This window comes from Cyclonatronum sp., from assembly GCF_022565315.1.
In the GTDB taxonomy this organism is placed as follows: domain Bacteria; phylum Bacteroidota; class Rhodothermia; order Balneolales; family Cyclonatronaceae; genus Cyclonatronum.
Map to the genome: position 1 here is coordinate 1 of NZ_JAIUMX010000060.1, position 21,187 is coordinate 21,187.

Consider the following 21,187-nt stretch of genomic DNA (forward strand, 5'->3'; position numbering starts at 1 on the left):
ATCAATTTGTCAAAGAGCTGAATCAGGGTAATTTCCCTGACTATCAGGTCAAAATCTGGTCAAAACTGACCGATCCAAAAATGCTTAATGTTAATTAAAAACGTCAACCGTATTTAGGCATCTACAAAAAGCCAAAAGCCAAATCCCCTTTTTTTCCTGATTCGCTGTTCACATTTACTATATTACCACCTAACACCGGCCGATTTTTCCCAAAACACGATTCCGCTTAGATGACTGATACAAGCCCGACTGATCAAACTTATAACGTCTATTTTACAGCTGGGGCCCTTTTGTTTGATGAAACATTGCGGCTGCTTCCCATTTTGCGCAGCGATAACGCTTTGCCGTTGCTTAAAGAAGAAGTACAGGAAAACAGACTGTTCATGATCAGCTCGCTGGAAAGCAGAAAACGGCTGTATCTGGAAATACGCAGACGTCATCTTGCTGCGCCGCCGGACTTTTGGGAAGTTTTTGGCAGCGTGCGGGAAAGTGAGCAGCGCATCCTGCTTTTTTATTTGTGCATGAAAACTTACGTACTCGTTTTTGATCTGCATTTTGAGCTTTCTGTAAGCCGCTGGAAAAAGCTGTTGCCCGCTGTAACAATAAATGATGTGCTCTTTTGGGTAGATCAGAAAAGCGACAAACACCCTGAAATACTGGCATGGTCAGAACAGACTTTGCGTCATATAGCTAATAAATACAGGCGAATGCTTTCCGAAGCCGGATTAAGAAATGCTGAATCCCTCCAGCCTCCCCCCGTTAACCCCGGCTTTTTCACTCGCTTCGCCGACTGGGGCGACCCCTGGATGAAAGAAGCCGCCTTTTTATAATTCGCCCCCTTTGGTTTGCATTCTTTTTTAATTTGGCATCAGTTTAAATGCTGTTTTTCTGTATTGATTCATTATTATGCATTTGCTAAGGGGTACAGGCCTGATTTTTTCATAAAAAACGAACCATGACGCAGGATCAGCTCGATTTTCTTTACAAAAAACTGTCATCACCAGATTTCGCAAATCCCGAAACCGGGAATCTTGCCTTCCCGAGCTACACGGTGGTCTATGAGCCGCAGTTCGACCATCAGCTGGCGGATACCCTTCAGAAGCTGGCCGCACACCTGATCCGGCCGCAGTCGTATGCCGAAACCCTGGTCGTTAATGTGTTTGCCTTTTTTCTGGATTACATCAAATCCCTGCCGTTCGGCCGCAATCAGAGCCTGTACGAGGCATATCTCAAAACCGAGCCCCAAAACCCGGCCTATGTGCTAAAGGGGCTGGCCGAAAAGGCGCAGAGCGATGAGTTCATCGCCCGGCTGTACGATCACATCCGCGGCTCGTTTCTTGAAACCGACAATGCAAACAGCAAAAGCTACGTGTTTGTGTACGGCTTCGCGCAGATTTACCCCTACCTGCGCACCAAGCACTTCCTCAATAAAATGGAGCGCTACACGCAGGGCTACAAGCTCATTGTGTTCTATCCCGGCAACAGCAGCCTCACCGGCAGCAAGCCGATTTCCCTTTTTGGCCGGCTTAAACCCGAACCCTACCGCTCAACCAAACTTATTTCACTCGACGACGAATTATGAAACTGGCTTCCCTTTTCGAACGCGATATTAACCGGCACATCGATCCCGCAGTTGTGGTGAGCAAGCTGGAGGATGAGGTGGTTACGGCCGAAATTGAAGAGTATGTGTTCACCCGCGATATCGTATCAAACCTGTATAAGGTGCTCGATGCCTTCCTGAATTACAAAGATCAGAAAACCGGCATCTGGATCAGCGGCTACTACGGCTCGGGTAAATCACACTTTATCAAATACCTGCACTACCTCATTAACCCCGCAACTTCGGAGAAGGCTTTTGAGCGCTTCATTTCCGAGGTGAAACTGATTTCCGAAGCCGGCGACCCTTTCAGCCTGGTTAATGTGGCCAATCTGAAGAAGCGCGTTGCCGGCGTTCAGATAGAAGACGACCTCTTTAATATTGAAGACATCACCGATCAGCAGTCCGGCGAGAAGCTCACCCGTATTCTGCTGCGGCGGCTGTGCCGGCTCTGGGGCCTGAATGAAAGCCACATTCCGCTGGCCCTTGTGCTCGAAAAGCATCTGAAAAAGAAAGGGCTGCTGGAAGAGTTCATCCGCATCCTGGAGGATGAGCACGCCTACACCTGGCGCGGCAGCGAGATGGATATCACCATGATGGCCTGCCGAACCGTGGTTGATACCGCCCTGCGCCTCGATCCCGCGCTCGACGGCGAAAGCATCTACAGCATCCTCAGCAATCCCGAGCAGTACACCATCACCATAGAAAATACCCTCATCCCGCAGTTCCGGGAGTTTCTGGCGGAAAAAGGACCCGATTACCGCCTGCTGTTTCTCATTGATGAAGTATCGCAGTACATGGGGCAAGATCCGGACCTCATCCTGAACCTGCAGAATGTGGTGGAGCGCATCAGCAATCTGGGCAACAAGGTTTGGATTGCCTGCACCGCACAGCAGAAACTTGATGAAATGCTGCGCGGGGCTTTGAAAAAAAGTCAGAACGACAATGAGCTGCTCGATAAGTTCGGCAAAATTCTGGGCCGCTTTGATACGAAGATTTCGCTGGAGTCGGCCGACCCGGCCTACATCACCCAGAAGCGGGTGCTCGATAAATCGGCCGATGCCCAGAGGGTGCTGCGCACGTTCTACAGCAAAGAGCGGGAAGCCCTCAATGCCGTTTACCGCATGCCGCAGGCCAACTACCGCGCCTTCGATTCGGAAGAAGCCTTTGTGCAGGCCTACCCCTTTGTGCCCTATCAGTTTAAGCTCATATCGGAGGTGTTTGCCTCTTTCCGGATGAAGGATTTTGTGATTGAGCAGGTGAAGGATAATGAGCGCTCGGTTATCGGTATTACCCACTATACGGCCAAAGAGCATGCCGGGCAGGAGCTGGGCCATTTGGTGCCCTTCGACGCTTTTTTTAACGGCATGATGCGCGAAAACCTCACACACTACGCCACAACCGTGCTTCAGAATCCGCGGCAGCTCGATTTTGTGAAGGGCAACCCTTTTGCGGAGCGGGTGGTGCACACCCTGTTTATGATTTCCAACCTGAGCAATCCTGTGCAGCAGAATTTTCCGCCGGTGGTGGATAATATCGCGATGCTGCTGGTGCAGCGCGCCGAAGACAGCATGCGCAAGTTGCAGCAGCAGGTGAAGGAAGTGCTCGACCGCCTGATTGATAACAATGTGGCCTACCGCGACGCCGGCAACCGCTATTTCTTTTTTACCGAAGATGAGATGGAGGTGCAGGCGCAGATCCGGAATACGACCACCAACCTGGAAGACAAGCTGAGCTTTTTTGAGGAAGCCATACGGGAGCTTACCAACTTCAGGTCGAAGATGAAATTCCATGAAAACAGCATCGGGCTCAGCCTGATGGTGGATGACAAGCGCGTGAGCTCGCAGGGCGAAATTGAGGTGCTTTTTTCGGTGACCGATGAGCGCAGCCCGGAACAATGGCAGCTCAACAACAATGTGCGATCCCTGGTGCTGCTGCTGAACGAGCAGCTGGCGAATAAGGGCGATTTTTTCCGCATGGTGCAGCTGAGCGTGCAGACCGAGAAATTTTTCCGGCACTTTGTGGTAAACGGCAGCGAAACCCGCAAGGCAACCCGCAATAAAATGATGGCGCAGCAAACGCAGCGCAGGGGCGAAATTCTGAGCAGCATAAAAGCAGCCCTCATGCAGTGCCGTTTCCTCAGCGGTACGCAGCTGCACGACGCCGGCGAAGTGAGCGGTGCAAACCCGGAGTGTCGCTATCAGAACCTGCTCACCTTCCATGCCGGTAACCTCTTCAGGGACTATCAGCTTTGCCGCAGCTACGCTACCGATTTCACCAGCCTGAAGCAGAAGTATCAGAACCATCAAACGGATGAGTCGCCGCTTACCGGTGCGGAAAAAGAGCTCGATCAGGTGCTGAGCAACAAGGGCGGGCAGCTGAGCCTCGAAGAGCTGATCCGCCATTTTAAGGCTGTGCCCTATGGCTGGCCCGATGCGGCCGTTGCCGATATGGCGCTTCAGCTGGCGGTGAAGGGCAAGCGCGAGCTTGGCGGCCGGGGCGACAGGCGCCTTTTGCCGGCTGCCTGGGCAGAGAAAGCCGCAAGCCGCAGCGAGCACGCCGCGCTGATGGTGCGCAAAAAGGCCACCATTGAAGCAAGCCTGCTGAAAGAAGCCGCCGATGCCTTTTTTGAGGCCTTCACCATCCGCCTGCAGAATGTTACCGATGCCGGCCGCCTCACCGATGAAATCGACAGCCGCCTCGATGCCCTCATTACCACCTACAAACCGCTGCGCGAGCAGTATTTTGACCGCGAGAAGCACGAGTGGGCCCGCGCCTTTTATCAGCTGATTGACAAGCTTTCGGAAATCAGACAGGCCACGCGCACCGAGCGCAAGCTGGAGCTGCTTACCGATGGCCGCAGCCTCCTGCGGGATATGTTCGATGAGGCGAAGGAAAACAAAGACCTCGCCCAAAACAAGCTCGGCATCTGGCAGGAACTGTGCAGCTTTTACCGCGATAAGCAGCAGTATGAACAGGAGCTGGGGGATGGCTTCCGGGCGGAGTTTGAAATACTGCGGCAGCTGAAAACAGATCCGCAGCCGGGCAGGCTCATCCGCAAGGCCATGGAAGCAAAGCGGAAAATTGAAGCACAGGTGAAAGCGCAGAATGAAGCCCTGCGCAACACCCTTCAGGATGAGATTCAGTCGGCAGTGGATGAACTGAAGGCCGTTGCCGATAAATCCACCGACGACGGGGGCAGCGGGTTTATTGCCACGCAGACGGAGCAGGATCTCTACCAAAGCCTGGAAAATTGCCGAAGCTCTCAGGACCTTAAAATGCTCGGGTACCGCATCCCTGAGCTGAAAACAAAAGCCCTTCGGGAAATCGCCAAAAAGCAGGTACAGCCGGAGCAGGGCGAAGGCAACGAGCCCCTGCCGGAGCCGGAACAGCTCAGGCTGCCGGCCATGCGCATTATCAGAACGGAGGCCGAAGCTGAGGCCTACCTGAGCGAGCTGCGCACCGAAATGATGAAGCACCTCCGGCAAAATAAACAGCTCATTACCCCCGGCTGAAACCGGCCCCGGCCTGTGAGCCCATCCCCCGAAAACACCACACCAACCTAATTTTACGGAGCCCCGGCTAAGATGGCTGAGGGCCGGCAAACCGATTCGATTATGCAGACCAAAAAGATCAAAGATTTTGCACAGCAGGCCCGGCAGCTGTTACGCGACGGGGTAAAACAAAGGCTGCTTTACTGGGGCTTTCGCCCTAAGGGGGAGCCGGAAACCCGCCCCGATGCGTTTGAGGGCGGGTACATCTTCAGGGGGGGAACTTATGACGGCAGCGAAGTGCCCCGGCTTTGGGACAAGCTGCATACCGAGCTGAAGCGCAAAGGCTTTGAGGCCGTGGTGGAAGAAGGCGCCTATGTGTGGTTTAACCGGATGATGGCCATGCGCATCCTGGCGGCTAACGGCTATGAGCCGGATCTGCTGGGCTATGTGAGCGATGAGCAGCGCAAGCCCGTGCTGCTGGAGCGCGCAAAGCAGGGTATACGGCCCGAGCTCAGGCCCGAACAGGAAAAGCGTCTGCAGCAGATCATCCTCGATTTTGAGCTTGAAACCGAGGCCTTCTCCATTTTGCTTACGGCACACTGCAGAACGCACCCGCTGCTGCAGCGGGTGTTTGGCCGGCAGCAGGACTACACCGAGCTGCTGCTGCCCGATGCCGTGCTGGCTACAAATGGCTTCCTGCAGCTGCTCAACAGTACCGACGCCATCACCGAGGAAGACTATAAGCAGGTGGAGCTGATCGGCTGGCTGTATCAGTTCTATATTTCGGAAAAGAAGGATGAGGTTTTTAAGAGCTTCAAAAAGAAGAAGAAGGCCGGGGTGAACGAGCTGCCCGCGGCTACACAGATTTTTACCCCCCGCTGGATTGTGCAGTACATGGTGGAAAACACCCTGGGGCAGACCTGGCTGGAGGCACACCCGGAGAGCCCGCTGCGCAGCGAAATGAAGTACCTGGTTGAAAAGGCCGACACGGGGGGCGAAGTGCAGCTGCCCGAGGGCTTTACCGGCGACCCGGCAGGCTTCCGGCTGCTGGACCCCGCAAGCGGCTCCGGCCATATTCTGGTGGTGGCCTTCGAGCTGCTCATGCACTGCTACCGCGAGCAGTACTACACCACCTCCGAAGCGGTTGACCTCATCCTTACCCAAAACCTGTACGGCCTTGATATCGACCCGCGGGCCGCACAGCTCTCACAGTTTGCCCTGCTGCTTAAAGCCGCCGCCTACGACCCCGGCGTGCTGCAGCGCCGCCCGGCAATGAAGGTGTTTGCCATGCCTGAGCCCCGGCCGGTAAGCCGGCAGGATGTGCGGCAGTTTCTGGGCGAAGTGCCCGCCCGGCAGCAGGATGAGCTGCACGCGGCCCTGCAGCTGATGCAGCAGGCACAGCTGCTCGGCTCGGTGATGAAATTTGAGCTTGGCCCCCAAACCCTGCAAACGATGCGGGCACGGGCGGAAGCCTTTGAGAAGGGCGAAGCAGAAACCGACCTCGGCGCGCAGGCCCTGTGGGCGGACCTCCGGCCCTACCTGCAGGTGCTGCTCGCCCTCACGCAGCCCTACCATGCGGTAGTAGCCAACCCGCCCTACATGGGGCAGCGGAATATGGATGGCAAGCTGAAGGCATACATCGGGAAGGAATACCCGCTGAGTAAATCCGATCTTGCGACAGCTTTGATGGAAAAGATGAAGGAGATATCGTTTAAGGACGGAAGGTTTTCGCTCATTACCCCGCCTTCATGGATGTTCATCAGTTCGTATGAAAAGTTAAGGGAGTTGCTGATCAAAGATTCGAAATTTGACTCCCTTTTGCACTTGAGTCGCGGTGTCTTTGGTGCTGATTTTGGTAGTGCGGCAGCAACCTTTCAGGCAACCCAACCTAGTGGAAATAGTTTCGGTACTTACTTTCGACTGGTTGAAAGAACCTTTCAGGAATTTCATCACTGGCATCTTGAAGAACTATTCAGTAAAACTCTTGCAGATCAATCATTCAGGTTCGATTTTCAGAGTTATGATAAGGATATGGCGAAAATCAGCTTCAGCGAGAAAGGTGTTAGAACTTTCTATGGTGATTTCCCCCAATCCAACTTCAGCAAAATACCCGGCAGCCCCATTGCCTACTGGGTGAGTGACCGGATGATTGAGATTTTTGAAACGGCTGAGCCTTTGAAAGAATTTGGCGTGCCGAGACAGGGAATGGCTACCTCAGATAACAACCGTTTTCTAAGGGAATGGTTCGAGGTAAATTTCCAGAAAATCGGACTTGGATTTTCTAATGCTAAAGAAGCGATAAAGTCGCAAAAAAAGTGGTTCCCTTATAACAAAGGAGGTGGGTATAGAAAATGGTATGGCAATCAGGATTATGTTGTGAATTGGGAAAATGACGGATACGAAATAAAAAACTTTAAACCTTCAGTAGTTAGAAATGAAGGTTACTACTTTATGGAAGGTATTACATGGTCAGATATAAGCTCGGGAAATTTTGCATGCAGATATACACCTAAAGGTTTTCTGTTTGATGTGAAAGGATCATCAGCATTGCCTGGTAAAGAAATTCTATATGAAGTAATAGGTTTTTTGAATTCGATAATTGTGACAAAAATATTATATGTGCTTAATCCTACACTATCCTACCAAGTTGGTAATATTTCATCTTTACCATTTTTATTTAATAAAATTTTCGAGAAAGATCCATTTGGAGATGGTGTTTTTAAATACGTCTCTTATTCTGTTCAAGATGTGATTGATCTTACAAGAAAAGATAGTAATTCCCGCGAAACCTCCTGGGACTTCACAGAGCTCCCGCTCATAGCGCTGCGGCAGAGTTCGCTGGGCAGCAGCATCGCCCTTTGGAAAGTCCGCAGCACCCGGCAGTTCGTTCAGCTGAACGCCAACGAAGAAGAGCTGAACCGCATTTTCATCGATCTGTACGGCCTGAAGGACGAGCTGGGTCCGGAGGTTGCCTTTAAAGACATCACCATCCTGCAGGATGAGCTCGACGCCGGTGAGCTGCCGCAGGCTGAAGCCCGCTACCGTCAGGCCGGTGTGCCCATAGATGACGATGAAATCACGGGCATTGTCCGCCTGCCCTTCAAAGAAGATGAGCTCATGCAGCTGCTGCTCAGCTACGCCCTCGGCTGCATCATGGGCCGCTACCGTTTAGACAAACCCGGCCTGCACATCGCCCACCCCGACCCGGCCCCCGAAGCACACGCGCCTTACGAAGTAACCGCCGCCGACGGCAGCACCCACACCTTCGCCCCCGATCAGAACGCCATTGTGCCCCTGCTCGGCAGCAGCGGCCGTTTCCCCGACGACCTTATTTTCCGCGTGCGGCACTTCCTCATCTGCGTATGGGGCGAAGCGCGCCTCACCGATACCCTCAACACCCTGCAGGAAAAGCTCGGCACCGACCTGGAGAAATACCTCGTAAAAGACCTCTGGCCCGACCACTGCAAGCGCTACAAAAAGCGCCCCATCTACTGGCTCTTCAGCAGCCCCAAAGGCGCTTTTCAGGTGCTCGTGTACATGCACCGCTACAACCGCTACACCATCGATAAAATCTACCGCGAATACCTGCTGCCCCACCTGCGCCGCCTCGAAGAGCAGATCAGCACCCTCAGTCAGCGCGAGAGCAGCTCCACGCCCCTGAGCCGCACCGAAACCAAACAGCTCGATCAGCTCCGCAAAGACCTGCAGGAATGCCTCGACTACGAACCCCTCCTCAAAGAATTCGCCCTCGACCAACACGAAATCGACCTCGACGACGGCGTGAAGGTAAACTATGAGAAGTTTGAGGGGATAGTTAGGGGGGTGAAATAGGGATGGAAATAGATCGGAATAATTATTTAAAAGAATGGATGCCAGATAAAATTTATAAATACAAGTCATTTGATAAGGCATCTACTGGTTGCGGGCATGTTGAATGCAGGATGGCAAATCCTGAAAAACCTATCTACAGGCGAATTTTGGAAGACAACCAGATATATTTTTCGTCGGCAAAAAACTTTAATGATCCGTTTGATTGTACACTTGTACCGAGGTATGACTTAGGTACTAGGGAACAGAAGAAAAGTATGCTTGTAAAATATGGTCGAATTAATTTCCCAGATAAAAGTGATTTAGAATTGGATGCAATTGCAGAAGCAAAACTTAATTCCGGAGAGTTAGATGATCAACTTGAGATTAGAAGTAAACGAGAATACTGGGTAGAAAAAACTTATAACGATATTGGAATATTTTCTGCCACAACATGCAAAAAAAATCCCTTAATGTGGGCTCATTACGCTGCATCACATTCAGGGTTTTGTGTAGAGTATGATTCCTTGAAATTGCAATTAGTACTTGAACAATTGTATATAAATAAAAGATTGGTTTGTAATCATCATAAGATAAAATATGTTTCACTTGCTCCGCATATAAATCCTTATTTAAATCCTGAAAGTCCAAAAATAGTCTTAGATATGTTATTGCATAAGCATATTTTGTGGTCCTATGAGGAAGAAATTAGATATCTACTTTTAGGTCATCCAGGTTTTGTTCTTCAATGTCCTGATAATGTGATTTCTACAGTATATCTTGGTCGGAATATATCTGAAGAAAATGAAGGTGAAGTAATTAGGCTAATTCAAAAGAAAAGTGTGAGACCTGATTTGTTCAAGGCCAAACTACAACCGAATAGTTTTGAGATTGAATTTGATCAAATTTTATAGCAATGTAATTATTACCATATCATCATGTTCCTTCCCAACAACATCCCCGTCAAACACGAGAAGCCCCGCAAGTACTACGGTATTGACCTGGGCACAACCTATTCTCTTATTGCGGCTGTTTACAGCGATGAGGTGAAAGACTTTGGCAACCCGGTTCCGGTCAAGTTTCAGAGCTTCACGCAGAAATCACCTATAGACACCGAGCCAACCGTTAAGGATGAAAAGGTAGCATCCATCGTAGCCTATTACGACGGCAAGCCGTGGATTGGCAGAGGGCTGGAAAACCTGAAGGGGCATCAGGAGTTTGTACGAAACCAGAACCTGTTCTATCACTTCAAGCTCGATATGGGCATTGAACAGCAGCCGCTGTATCCTAACGCTGCCCTGGAAAAGCTGGACAGTCCGCACAAAATTTCAGCGGCCATTCTCAGCTACTTCAAAAGAAACACAGCCGGTAAGGAAGAAAGCCTGCGAGATACGGTCATTACGGTCCCCGCTTCCTATCAGCTCAATCAGCGGCAGGATGTCATCAAGGCAGCGAATCTTGCCGGCATTGAGCTGAGCAACCTCATGCTAATCGATGAGCCGAATGCCGCCTTTATCGGCTATTTCAACGAGCTTGACAGCGAAGATCAGCACGCTTTTTTCTCACGCGGCACAAGCCGGAATGTGCTTGTGTTCGATATCGGGGGCGGAACCTGCGACCTCTCCATCCTTGAGGTAGTACACAGCCGTGAAAAGGGGCTGCTTGTGGGCAACAAAGCCATTTCGCGCTACAACGATCTCGGCGGACAGGATATAGATATGCTCATTGCGGAATCGTTTTTATACCCGTTGTGGATTGAACTGAGCGAACAGGATGAGGACCTGCCGCTCCGGGATTTGCAGCAGCAGATTTTGCCGCAGCTCGCCCTCATCGGGGAGCAGCTCAAACACGGGATCTGCAACAAACTCGGGGCGCGTTATCCTGATTACAAGCTCACCGATGAGCAGATTGATGCTACGGATTTCAGTCTGCTGGGGCGCTCGCTCACCTACCAGGGCAAGCGATTCGAATTTCCGGAAATCACCTTCCCGGCCCGTAAACTGGCCGATATTTTTGAAGAGCTGTTCAAGCCAGGGAGCTACGCCTACAAGTTTCAGTTCAAGCATATTGCAAGCATCCGGGCGACTATCACTGATATTCTGGAAAAAGCCAACTACAGCAAGCAGGATATTGATGCCGTGCTGATGGTTGGGGGCAGCAGTAAAAATCCCGTGCTCATCAGCCGCCTCAAAAAAGAATTCCCTCAAAGTGAGTTTTGGCTGCCCGCTGCCCCGGATAAGCTGGTCGCCAAAGGCGCAGCGGTGTACAGCTACTACTATTACCGTTATGGCCGCGCCCTGGTGAAGCCGATTGTAAGTGATACGCTTGGCATAGAAACCAAAAACAAGCATTTCGTGCCCCTCATTGAGCGGGGTGCAGAACTGCCGGTGAGTGTGAATGCCGGCAACTTCAAGCTGCAGCAAGCCTTTCAGCAGGAGCTCATTGTGCCGGTTTGCCTGAACACGACCGACTATGTGGTGCAGGATATCAGAATACCCCTGAACGGAGCCTACAGCACCGACGATGAGGTGAGCATCAGGCTTGAAATAAACGAGAACAAGGTGATGTCGCTTACCCTGCACGTGGGCGATGAGCCCCTGCTGAATTACACGCTTGAAAACCCCTTCTTTTTTGGTGCGCTCTCGAAACACAAGGTTGAATTTCTTCAGCTCAAACGGGCGTTCGAGCAGGCTAAATCAGTTAACGACAACAATAAGCTGAAAAGCCTGTACCTGCAGCTGATGTCCCTCAATTTCAATGTAGGCAACCACCATGAAAACGTACTGCTCGGGGAAGAGTACCAAAGCCGCTACAGTGAAGAAAACTCAAGTGTGATCCATTATCTTTATCTGGGCAACGACGGTATTGGTCGTAAGGAAGCAGCTATGGGGTATCTGAGAAAAGCTATCGGGCTGAAGCCTCTTGAACCGGCGTTCCGGTATAACTACTCGCTTTATGTTGGTCAGGAAGAAGGGGACAGGGCGGCTCTCGACTACCTGCTTGACTGTCCTGAGCAGGTAAAACAATACTATACCATTCGTTGCCGGATAGTTATTCTGAAAAACAGGCTGGGAGAGGATGTCAAAAAGGATGCGGAGCAGATTGCAGCTGATTTCAGTAGCGGCAAGTCGGGTTTCAGCAAATATGATAAAGACAACCTGCTCGGCCAGATATTCAGCCTTGCCGGCAAAAATTATATCCATGAAGACGAAAAACAGGCACAGCTCCGCAATGAGAAAGTGCTGATACAATCAACGAAACCTGTTAAGAGGTAAGCTTATGTCAATCGTTGTACCTTATGCCGATCTCACGAACGAGCAAAAGAAAATAGTGTCGGAATCTACCGACAAGCGCCTTTCCTACTGGATTGACGGCCCTCCGGGTTCCGGCAAAACAACCATCAGCCTGCACATCGCCAATATGATTGTTGGTCAGCAGGTAGTAACCCCGCTGGTGCTTATTTATAATAATTCTCTGAGCGGTTACCTTAAGTCATCATTTAAGGAGCTCGGGCTTGAGGATAATGTTACTATTGCCACCAAAGACAAATTTTTCTGGAATCTGGCAGAGCAAAAAGGGGTGAAGGTTCCCTATACTAAAGATTACTTAAAGAGGTATTCAGACACGCTCGAAGCACTACTGAAAACCGAGCTTATCAAAACCTATGATATAGCCATTCTTGATGAAATACAGGACTTTCAGAAAGGCGAATGGGAAGTCCTCAAAAAGCTGGTGACAAGGTTCATCGTTTTGGGCGATTTTGATCAGGGGATCTACAAAACAAATTTAGGCAAGGCTGATTTGAATGAGACCTGTCACAGCCGGATGCTGGAAAAGATTTTTCGTTTCAGCAGGTCACTGGCCGGGCTTCTCGCTGCATTAAACCCGCTAAGAAAAGACCTTCAAAACAAAGTAGACAGGGAATCAGATGTACAGCCTGTTATTATTGATACCAGCGAAGCAGATGTTAATGAAAAGATACGCACCTTTATAAACGCACGAAAAGCAGACGGCGGCAGAATTGCTGCAATTACCATCGGCAGGGCCCGGCTGAAGCAGCTGCATGACTATTTAGAGCAAAGGGGCGTTGAGCATTTTTATACAGACAAAAACCAGGAGTACAAAGATCACGACTTTGCCCAGAATACCCCGGTGCTGCTCACAGCTGCAAGCGCCAAAGGCCTTGAGTTCGAGACGGTTATTGCATTCGGCTTTGAGGATCATGACAAGGCTGTATGGAGCTTCAGGACGTATGGCGGACTTATGGAGAATTTGTATGTGTGCCTTTCCAGAGCGAAAGAGTACCTTTACATTATCCGCACCCCAAATACCATCCCTGAAATAAAGAAACTGATTGTAGAAACGCCAGATTCAGCAAATGCCACGGATGACGATGATGACGATTTCTTTTAAATATTTACTTTTTAAGCGTATATGAGCCAATTCACTCAAACAGATTACGAAAGTCTTAAAAACCTCATACAGCAGCGGTATCTTGAGCTGGTGATTACTTACGGAAGCAACTGGAATAGTGATAACATTCAGCTGAAAACCGGAGTGCCGCTTGATACAAAAGCAGAAACAGGGAAATCCGTCCCGATATTTCTGAGCTACTTTGATAAGGTATATCTGGATACTGCTGAGCAAAAAAACTTTCTCGTTAAGGCATTGCGCGTGCCTCAGGGTTTTTTGCACAACCGGGGTAAAAAAAATAGTGTGAAGAATGAAAATAAAGACCAGACCAATTTGGGATTTGATGTACCCTCACACGAAACGGCACCGACACTTTTCCCCGGCCTGAGAAACGCCTTCCTTCATACCGTTGAGGTTTTGCGTGCCGAAAAGTCGGGCTTGCTTTCAGAATGGTTTTCATTCATCAAAGAAAAAGAAACGCTGAGCAGGCTGGAGTCGGGCCTTATTACTTCCTGTGTAAAAGAAGAGGCATTTCCAGCTGCCCCCCTGACCGGGAAACGGGCTTCATTTAATAAAGCAAAACTGCAGTATGTTTTTTTTGCGCAATTCCTCCGCGACTGTTTTCTTGACGAGGCTTTCCCGGAAGGGAGTGAAGAGAGTATTGAGACCTACAGAGAATGGGTGCAGCAATTTGATCCGGACCGCGATGGCGAGTTCCCGGCGCTGCTGGTGCCGCAGCGGTTTAAGCAGGAGGTAAACGTGATATTAGGGTATCAGATGGCGCTGAAGCTGCACATGGAAGACAGCAAAGCATCCTTGCCGCTCGGCTTTTTGTCAAAAGAAATAGACTCAGCCTATAAGGATAACTATTTCAAAGAAGACTCGGAGAGCGGCGCTGATAAAGCTCTGCTGTTATCTTATACCCTGCTCTTTTTAGGCTTATTCCACCGCAGGTACGAAAAAGTCTGGCACACACAGGTATCAAGACCGGTGATGGGCTTTATAGAAGAAAAAGCTTATGAGCTGATTCATAACAAACCAAGCCTGCGTTTTTTTACGGAACTAAAAGCCGCTGACCTGATGGCTGCCGTTGGTGCCGATGCGAAAACAGCCTTTAAAGCATTCAGTGAAGTGGTAACAAACGAGGGGAATATCACACAAAAAGGCACGAATGCTGAAAAAGTGAAGCAGGAATACGGCAGCAGGCGGCTGTTTATGAGCACCCTCATTTTGTTCGTTCGCAGCCGGTACTATCTGAACGATTTGCGCCCAGTGATCGAGACTTCAGAAGTCAGAAATATGCTCATAATCAGATATTATGATGGCTTTACTTTAGAGAACCCTTCTGAAAAACTCAATATTGATTCTGTCAATGCAAGCCTTGCTGCTTCATTTAAAGAAAAAAAGATAAACTGCAAGGTTATTTCAAAAAATATCGAAGCCAAAAGCAATAAAGATACCATCAACAATATCAAAGGCTTTTGCAACGAACTTGGTATCAGAGATGCATCGGGGCTTCGCTTTGATTCTGACAGCACCGATGAAAAAATACGAGAAAATGAGCTGATGTGTATCGTGCATGCTTTTCATCCGCTCCCCCTTTTCGATGAAAATGAAGATTACTTTTTTGTTTAAGGTGATGGCATCGGAGCAGCCATTAAAAATCATATAACAATTCCATGTCACTCAAAGAACGCGTAGCGCGGCAGTTTCAGAAAAATCCCGGTCTCAGGCATCTTTTCCTTTTTGACCCCGAGGGGGCGCATGAAGAGGAGGCCGCACAGCTGCAGCTGCCGGGCGCCGAAGTGAGGGTGCTGCGGGATGGCAACCGCTTCACCCTGAAAACAGAGCTGTTCGGGCAGAAAGACAAGGCCTGGTTTATCTACACCCGCGACCCTGAACCGCAGGATGACGCCGCAGTGATTGCGTTCCAGCTGTATGACGCGGTCGTTGCCGGCAAGGTACTCCGCTTTGACGATGTGTACGCTTTTATGGATGAGTTCGGGGTGCATCAGATGCACAAGCCCGTGATACAGCCGCTGCTGAAAGAGCTGAACACAAAGAAGGTTCAGAAACTCGCCCTGCCGCTGATCCGGCAGTCCGCTTTCAAAGCCGACGAACTACGGTTCGCTGTAACGGCTGCCATGCTCGGGGCAACCAAACCGGAAAAGCCGGCCGCAACCATGCTCCGGCTGCTGCTCCTGCTGCTCGAAGAAGATGAGGCCCGCGGGAAAATGCTGCACCGGTTTAAGCAGCTGCAGCTCGATCACTTCCTGCAGCGGCAGCTGGCCCGCTACACCGGCCTCCATACCGATGACCCGGATACCGATGCACTCCGTGAGGCCGTGGCCCGGTTCAAGTACAACCTCATCACCCGCGACATCCCCGATGCGGCTGAAAACGACCCTTACGAATCACTCAAAATCGGCGATACCGAAACCCTGGCCGAGCTGGTGAACCTGCACCATGAGGCCCGCTTAAACGGGCGGGAGGCGGAAGTGCTGCAGCTCTGCGAAACTGCCGGGGAGAAGATTATCGAAAGCCGCATTCTGGAGACCTACGGCTACGAGCGCCCGTACTTTTATTACACCAAAACCATGGTGGGCGCCCTGCTGCTCGAGGCTGCCTCGCTGGTGCAGCGTCAGATTCCGGAAAAGGCCCTGCGCCTGCTCGAAGCCCTGCAGGAAGACAACACAAGCGGGAATCAGCCGGAAGTCTTTCATTTCCTGCGCAACACGGCCTCTCTGTTTGAAAAAACGGATCAGCTCGACAGCTGGCGTTTTTCCGAGCTTAGCGCCTACGCGGAAGCCTACGCACAAAAATGGTTCAGAATCGATCAGCTTTACCGACAGGCGGTGTTCCGCAAAAAGCGGATTCATGATTTTGGCCCCTTCGAAGCACTCTGGTCGCTTACCGAAGCGCGCTACCTCAGCTACGTGAGCGACACCAACCATGAGTGGCTCACCTCGCTGGCCGGAAAGGATTTCAGGCTGGGCAGTTCGGGCATCCCCCTGCAAAGCCGCTTTTATGCAGAAGAAGTGCTGAAGGAAGAGGTGAAGACCGTTGTCATTATTTCGGATGCCCTGCGCTATGAGGCGGCTGAGGAGCTGCTGCAAAAGCTGGTAGCCGACCCCAAAGCGGTAGCCGATTTAGGTTTCCGCCTTGCCGCCCTGCCTTCCAAAACGAGTGTAGGTATGGCACAGCTGCTGCCCCACGAGCAGATCAGCTTCGACGGAAGCAGCTGCCTGGTGGACGGCATTTCATCGGAGGGGCTCGATAACCGGCGCAGCATTTTGCGCAGGCATCAGGAGAAGGCCGACGTGATTTCATACGACCGGCTTGGTCAGCTCACTACCGAAGAGCAGCGCGCGTTTTTCAAAAGTCCGCTGGTGTACCTGTATCACGACGTAATTGACGCAACCGGCGACACCCGGCGCACCGAGTACAAAACCGACGAAGCCGTTGATACGGCCATCGCGGAGCTGCATCAGCTAATCCGCAGGCTTCACACCAACATGAACGTAACGCGGGTGCTGCTCACAGCCGATCACGGCTTTCTGTACCAGCTGCAGCCCCTCCCCGAAAACCTCAAGCTGCCCTCAGCCCCTGAGTCAGACGCCGTAACCGGCAAACGTTACGAGCTGTACACCAGGCCCATCCCCGCGGAATACGGGCATGTGATAGACCTGCAGCGGGCTACCGGTATGGAAACCGGGCTGTACCTGCACATACCCGAATCCATCGCCCGTTTCAAGAAACAGGGGCTCGGCTATCAGTTCGCACACGGCGGCGCATCCCTTCAGGAGCTGCTGATACCCGTACTGCGCAGTGAGCGGAAACGGGCCGATATTTCCCGCAAGGTAGAAATCAGGCTGGTGAATACAGACCGCCTGAGCCTGGTAACCAAAATGATGAAAATCCGCCTGCTGCAAACCGAACGGGTAAGCAATCAGCGCAAGCCGCTGCGGGCACGCATAGCGCTGTATGACGGAACCATGCAGGTTTCAGGCGAAGAAGAGCTGCTCTTCGATATGACCTCTGAAAATGCAACGGAGCGCCAGCGGGAAACCACCCTTACCATAAAACCCGGCCCGGAATTGCCTGCGGTGCTCAAATTGCGTATTTACGATTCGGAAGACAGCCTGAACCCGCTCATGGAGTACAATGTGGCCAACAAAACCATGGGCTCAGTAGATTTTTAACCCAAAACAGAATTTGAGAAGCAGGGATGAAAGATAAATTATACCAGTACTTTGAAGGCCGGGTTGTCCGGAAAGACCTTACCTCCCACGTGCGCGGCAGTGCTGTGGTGCCAACCTTCGTGCTCGAATACCTGCTCGGCCAGAACTGCGCCATCGACGATGAAGAAATTATTCAGATGGGCATCGAAAAGGTGAAGGAGATCATCAGCCGCAACTACGTGCATCCCAATGAAGCCGAACTGGTAAAAAGCAAGATCAGGGAAGACGGTCAGCACAAGGTGATTGATAAAATTTCGGTACACCTGAACGACAAAAAAAATGTGTATGAGGCTGCCTTCGCCCATCTCAACCTGAGGAATGTACAGGTGGCTGACCGTTTCGTGCAGGAGCACCAAAAGCTGCTGAGCGGCGGCGGGGTGTGGTGCATTATAAAAATGGGGTACTCGCACGCAAGCGATACCGAAAACCGCTGGATTATCGAAGACCTGAAACCCATTCAGGTCGCCTATGTTGATCTGGAAGAGTACATCGCAAACCGTCAGCACTTCACAACTGATGAATGGATGGACGTGCTGATGCACACCATCGGTCTCGATCCGGCATTCTTCAACCGGCGGGATAAGTTTATCCAGCTGTCCCGGCTTATACCGCACGTGGAAAGCAACTTCAACTTTATTGAGCTGGGCCCGAAGGGTACGGGTAAATCACACGTTTTTTCGGAGCTCTCGCCGCACGGGGTGCTCATTTCCGGCGGCGATGTAACCCAGGCAACCATGTTCGTGAACAACAACGGCAACCGGCTCGGCCTGGTAAACTACTGGGATGTGGTTGCCATGGATGAGTTCGAGCAGGAGCAGGGCGGTAAACGAACCGACCCTGCACTGGTAAAGACCCTGCAAAACTACATGGCCAACCGCTCTTTCAACAGAGGTAAAGAAACCTATCATGCAACGGCTTCTCTGGCATTTGTGGGCAACACCAAAAAATCCGTGCCTTACATGCTGCGCAGCTCACACCTGTTTGAATCTATTCCGGCAGAGTACCTCAAAGGGGCTTTCCTTGACCGGATGCACTTGTATATACCGGGCTGGGAAGTAAAAATTCTGAAGGAATCGGTCTTTTCTTCGGGCTACGGCTTTATTGTGGACTTTTTGGCTGAAGTGCTGCGGGAGCTGCGGAAAATTGATTTTTCCGGTATGATTGAAGATAAAACCGAGTTAAGCCCGACATTCAGCAAGCGCGACAAAGAGGCCATCCGCAAAACCTTCTCCGGCATGGTGAAGCTGCTTTACCCCGACAAGCGCATGACCGAAGCTGAATTTTATGAAGTGCTTGATTTTGCGGTTGAGGGGCGCAGGAGGGTAAAAGAAGAAATTTTCAAGATTGATGAGACCTTCCTGAACAGCCCGGTTGAATTCATGTACACGGTACGCAACAGCGGCCGCGAGGTGGAAGTTGATACGCTGGAGAAGCTCAACTATGCAAGCAGCGTCGCGCAGGATGAAGACGGTTTGCTTGAAGGAGGGGCCGCCCCGGCCGGAAGAGCCGGTGAGCCCGAAGGAGCGGGAGCACAGGGAGTGGCAACAGCCGGAAGCGTTGGGGAAGGCGTGCCGGCGGGTCAGTCAGGAGGCACCTCTGCTGGGACTGGTAGTTCGCCGGAGGGATCGGGTGTGCCCGGAGCCGGAACCGGAATTGGAACCGGTTTGCCAGCTGCCAAACCGAAGTCGGTAAGCATACGCGACAACCAAACCGGCATCACCTACAGAAAGCTGTTTGGCCCTTATCTCAAAGAAGCGTCGAAGGTAGAAATCATTGACCCCTACATCCGGCTGCCGCATCAGATGCGCAATTTCATGGAATTCTGCGTGATGTTTGGCGATCTGAAGGGCGAAGGCGAAGAGGCTTCAGTTCACCTGATTACCTGGAATGAGGCTGATTTTCTTGAACGCTCGGAAGAAAGCTTCAAAGAAATGCGCGATGCCCTCGAAGAAATCGGCATCCGCCTGACCTGGGAATTCCGGCAGTTTCACGACCGTGTAATCATGACCGATAACGGCTGGAAAATCAATCTCGGCCGCGGCCTCGACATCTTCATGCCCCGCGAAAACCGCTACGACATCGGCAGCCTCAAACAGGAAAAGCGCCAGTGCAAAGCGACGGAGATAACGTTTTTTCCGAACGGCTAAACGGGGGGAAGCACAAGCGTACCGCCGGTGTTGGGCCTTTGTCCTTAATGGCACGCGGGTTTATCAGATTTGACCGGATTTATTTTAAGGGCAAGACCATTATTTCTAAACAAAAGTTCTCGTTTTGCGAACCAAGCTTCGTATATTATCGTTCTTTCTATGAAAATTCACCTGATTAAAGAGCAAACCATTTGGAGTTACGCGGAGGGTCACGCATCATCGAAACCAGCTTTTGCCAACTGGCTGCGAATCCTTCGCGCAGCTGACTGGGAACAACCGGAGGATATGGCACAAACATTTGGAGCTGCTGACCTTCTTGGCAAAGGCAGCAACCGGGTCGTTTTCAACATTGGCGGTAACAATCACAGATTAATCTGCAAATATACCTTTGGGGCAAAACAGGTTCATTTGTTCATTGCGTGGATAGGCACTCACGCTGAATACACGAAACTCTGCGACAATCAAGAACAATACACTGTGGCTCACTTTTAGACCTTTAGAATACATCTTATGGAAAGCCTGCAATACACGCTTATCAAATCACAGGAGCAATATTACCGGTACTGCAACATATTAGAAGAAATCGTTTTTTCTGATCAGTCCGAAGAAAGACAGGATGAGGTCGAACTCCTTACCCTGCTGATTGAGCACTACGATGCACAGCAGCGCGAATCACGCAGCGATGATCCTGTTACCCTCATCAAAGCCCTTATGCAGGAACACGGCCTTAGTCAGAACGACCTTGCTGCAATTGTGAACCGTTCCAAGGGTTACGTATCTGAAATTCTCAACCGCAAAAAAGCCCTGTCCAAAGAGGTGATCAGGATTCTTGCGGCGCATTTCAAAATTAGTCAGGAAGCTTTGAACAAGCCGTATGAGCTTGCGATGGAGGAGCAGGCGTTTCCGGGTTGACGGGGGGGCTTAGACCGCAGACGGCAGACCGCGGACCGCAGAAAAATGAACCTCAGGCCGGGATTCGCAACCCGAAACCCAAAAGCCCGTCACGAAAGCGCCCCGGTTGGGGCGCAAGCTTTGTAGCACAAAAAACAGCCAGGCCACCCTAACTCAACCCGGCGCGGCCCGCCGCGACGCTTGCCCTACCCGGCACCCTGTCATCCTGAGCGAAGCCGAAGCGCAGCGGAGGCGTAGTCGAAGGATCCCGCAGCCAAGGCCCCGAAACCACAAACCACACCGAAACCAAAAGCCCCTCTCCTGAAGACCATCTCAATCAGGCCTCGTGGTTTTTTTCAGGAGAGGGGGTGGGGTGAGGTCTGCCGAAAAAACTGCTCCCGCAAGCTGTGAAGCGTTCGATAGGTCATTTGCGGGCTTGCGGAATGGCTGCGGGAAATGATTCAGGCTTTTACTTCGGAGCGCGCCAGATTAGAATCAGGCTGATAAACAGAAACAGCAGGTGCGGGGCGGCGGCGGCCCAGAGAGGATCGAGCTGACCGCTTGCCCCGAAGGGTTCGATGATTTTCATGATGATGA

Annotated in this window: 13 protein-coding genes; 12 read left to right on the forward strand and 1 reads right to left on the reverse strand. The window is 51.2% G+C overall.

Going from position 1 to position 21,187, the window contains the following annotated elements; translation table 11 throughout:
• Positions 1 to 230 precede the first annotated feature (230 nt).
• The 12 genes from LAT75_RS10080 (at position 231) to LAT75_RS10135 (ending at position 20,611) form a co-directional block, all read left to right on the forward strand.
• Positions 231 to 830, forward strand: a complete 600-nt coding sequence (locus tag LAT75_RS10080; RefSeq protein ID WP_291482537.1) for a BrxA family protein — start codon at positions 231 to 233, stop codon at positions 828 to 830.
• A 125-nt stretch (positions 831 to 955) separates the two neighbouring features.
• Positions 956 to 1,582 (forward strand): BREX protein BrxB domain-containing protein, encoded by a 627-nt coding sequence (locus tag LAT75_RS10085; protein WP_291482538.1) that lies wholly within the window; start codon positions 956 to 958, stop codon positions 1,580 to 1,582.
• Positions 1,579 to 5,112: a BREX system P-loop protein BrxC gene (brxC, locus tag LAT75_RS10090; RefSeq protein WP_291482539.1), complete on the forward strand. Its 3,534-nt coding sequence runs from the start codon at positions 1,579 to 1,581 to the stop codon at positions 5,110 to 5,112. The genes LAT75_RS10085 and brxC overlap by 4 nt, the downstream gene beginning before the upstream one ends.
• A gap of 102 nt (positions 5,113 to 5,214) precedes the next feature.
• Complete coding sequence (pglX, locus tag LAT75_RS10095) at positions 5,215 to 8,922, forward strand: BREX-1 system adenine-specific DNA-methyltransferase PglX (protein ID WP_291482540.1); 3,708 nt, start codon at positions 5,215 to 5,217, stop codon at positions 8,920 to 8,922.
• Positions 8,923 to 8,924: 2 nt separating this feature from the next.
• A complete protein-coding gene (locus LAT75_RS10100) occupies positions 8,925 to 9,812 on the forward strand; it encodes a DUF2971 domain-containing protein (RefSeq protein WP_291482541.1) in 888 nt (295 codons plus the stop codon).
• A gap of 24 nt (positions 9,813 to 9,836) precedes the next feature.
• Positions 9,837 to 12,173, forward strand: coding sequence for an Hsp70 family protein (locus tag LAT75_RS10105; RefSeq protein ID WP_291482542.1), 2,337 nt, complete (start codon positions 9,837 to 9,839; stop codon positions 12,171 to 12,173).
• Positions 12,174 to 12,177: 4 nt separating this feature from the next.
• Positions 12,178 to 13,311 carry an AAA family ATPase gene (locus LAT75_RS10110; protein WP_291482543.1) on the forward strand — a complete coding sequence of 378 codons (1,134 nt, stop codon included), beginning with the start codon at positions 12,178 to 12,180 and terminating at the stop codon, positions 13,309 to 13,311.
• Positions 13,312 to 13,332: 21 nt separating this feature from the next.
• Positions 13,333 to 14,946 (forward strand): hypothetical protein, encoded by a 1,614-nt coding sequence (locus tag LAT75_RS10115; RefSeq protein WP_291482544.1) that lies wholly within the window; start codon positions 13,333 to 13,335, stop codon positions 14,944 to 14,946.
• 44 nt (positions 14,947 to 14,990) lie between these two features.
• Positions 14,991 to 17,513, forward strand: coding sequence for a BREX-1 system phosphatase PglZ type A (gene pglZ, locus LAT75_RS10120; protein ID WP_291482545.1), 2,523 nt, complete (start codon positions 14,991 to 14,993; stop codon positions 17,511 to 17,513).
• A gap of 26 nt (positions 17,514 to 17,539) precedes the next feature.
• The gene (gene brxL / locus LAT75_RS10125; protein WP_291482546.1) at positions 17,540 to 19,699 is read left to right on the forward strand and encodes a BREX system Lon protease-like protein BrxL; all 2,160 of its coding nucleotides are present in this window, start codon (positions 17,540 to 17,542) and stop codon (positions 19,697 to 19,699) included.
• Positions 19,700 to 19,858: 159 nt separating this feature from the next.
• On the forward strand, positions 19,859 to 20,191 hold the full coding sequence (locus tag LAT75_RS10130; protein ID WP_291482547.1) for a type II toxin-antitoxin system HigB family toxin: 333 nt from the start codon (positions 19,859 to 19,861) through the stop codon (positions 20,189 to 20,191).
• 18 nt (positions 20,192 to 20,209) lie between these two features.
• On the forward strand, positions 20,210 to 20,611 hold the full coding sequence (locus LAT75_RS10135) for a helix-turn-helix domain-containing protein (protein WP_291482548.1): 402 nt from the start codon (positions 20,210 to 20,212) through the stop codon (positions 20,609 to 20,611).
• Positions 20,612 to 20,759: 148 nt separating this feature from the next.
• Here the strand turns inward: LAT75_RS10135 and LAT75_RS10140 are convergent, their stop codons facing one another.
• Positions 20,760 to 20,927, reverse strand: a complete 168-nt coding sequence (locus LAT75_RS10140; protein ID WP_291482549.1) for a hypothetical protein — start codon at positions 20,925 to 20,927, stop codon at positions 20,760 to 20,762.
• Positions 20,928 to 21,187: the final 260 nt, after the last annotated feature.

Bases quoted from the DNA above. Each gene is read 5' to 3' on its own strand.
- LAT75_RS10080 (WP_291482537.1), top strand. From the start codon at position 231: ATGACTGATACAAGCCCGACTGATCAAACTTATAACGTCTATTTTACA.
- LAT75_RS10085 (WP_291482538.1), top strand. From the start codon at position 956: ATGACGCAGGATCAGCTCGATTTTCTTTACAAAAAACTGTCATCACCA.
- brxC (WP_291482539.1), top strand. From the start codon at position 1,579: ATGAAACTGGCTTCCCTTTTCGAACGCGATATTAACCGGCACATCGAT.
- pglX (WP_291482540.1), top strand. From the start codon at position 5,215: ATGCAGACCAAAAAGATCAAAGATTTTGCACAGCAGGCCCGGCAGCTG.
- LAT75_RS10100 (WP_291482541.1), top strand. From the start codon at position 8,925: ATGGAAATAGATCGGAATAATTATTTAAAAGAATGGATGCCAGATAAA.
- LAT75_RS10105 (WP_291482542.1), top strand. From the start codon at position 9,837: ATGTTCCTTCCCAACAACATCCCCGTCAAACACGAGAAGCCCCGCAAG.
- LAT75_RS10110 (WP_291482543.1), top strand. From the start codon at position 12,178: ATGTCAATCGTTGTACCTTATGCCGATCTCACGAACGAGCAAAAGAAA.
- LAT75_RS10115 (WP_291482544.1), top strand. From the start codon at position 13,333: ATGAGCCAATTCACTCAAACAGATTACGAAAGTCTTAAAAACCTCATA.
- pglZ (WP_291482545.1), top strand. From the start codon at position 14,991: ATGTCACTCAAAGAACGCGTAGCGCGGCAGTTTCAGAAAAATCCCGGT.
- brxL (WP_291482546.1), top strand. From the start codon at position 17,540: ATGAAAGATAAATTATACCAGTACTTTGAAGGCCGGGTTGTCCGGAAA.
- LAT75_RS10130 (WP_291482547.1), top strand. From the start codon at position 19,859: ATGAAAATTCACCTGATTAAAGAGCAAACCATTTGGAGTTACGCGGAG.
- LAT75_RS10135 (WP_291482548.1), top strand. From the start codon at position 20,210: ATGGAAAGCCTGCAATACACGCTTATCAAATCACAGGAGCAATATTAC.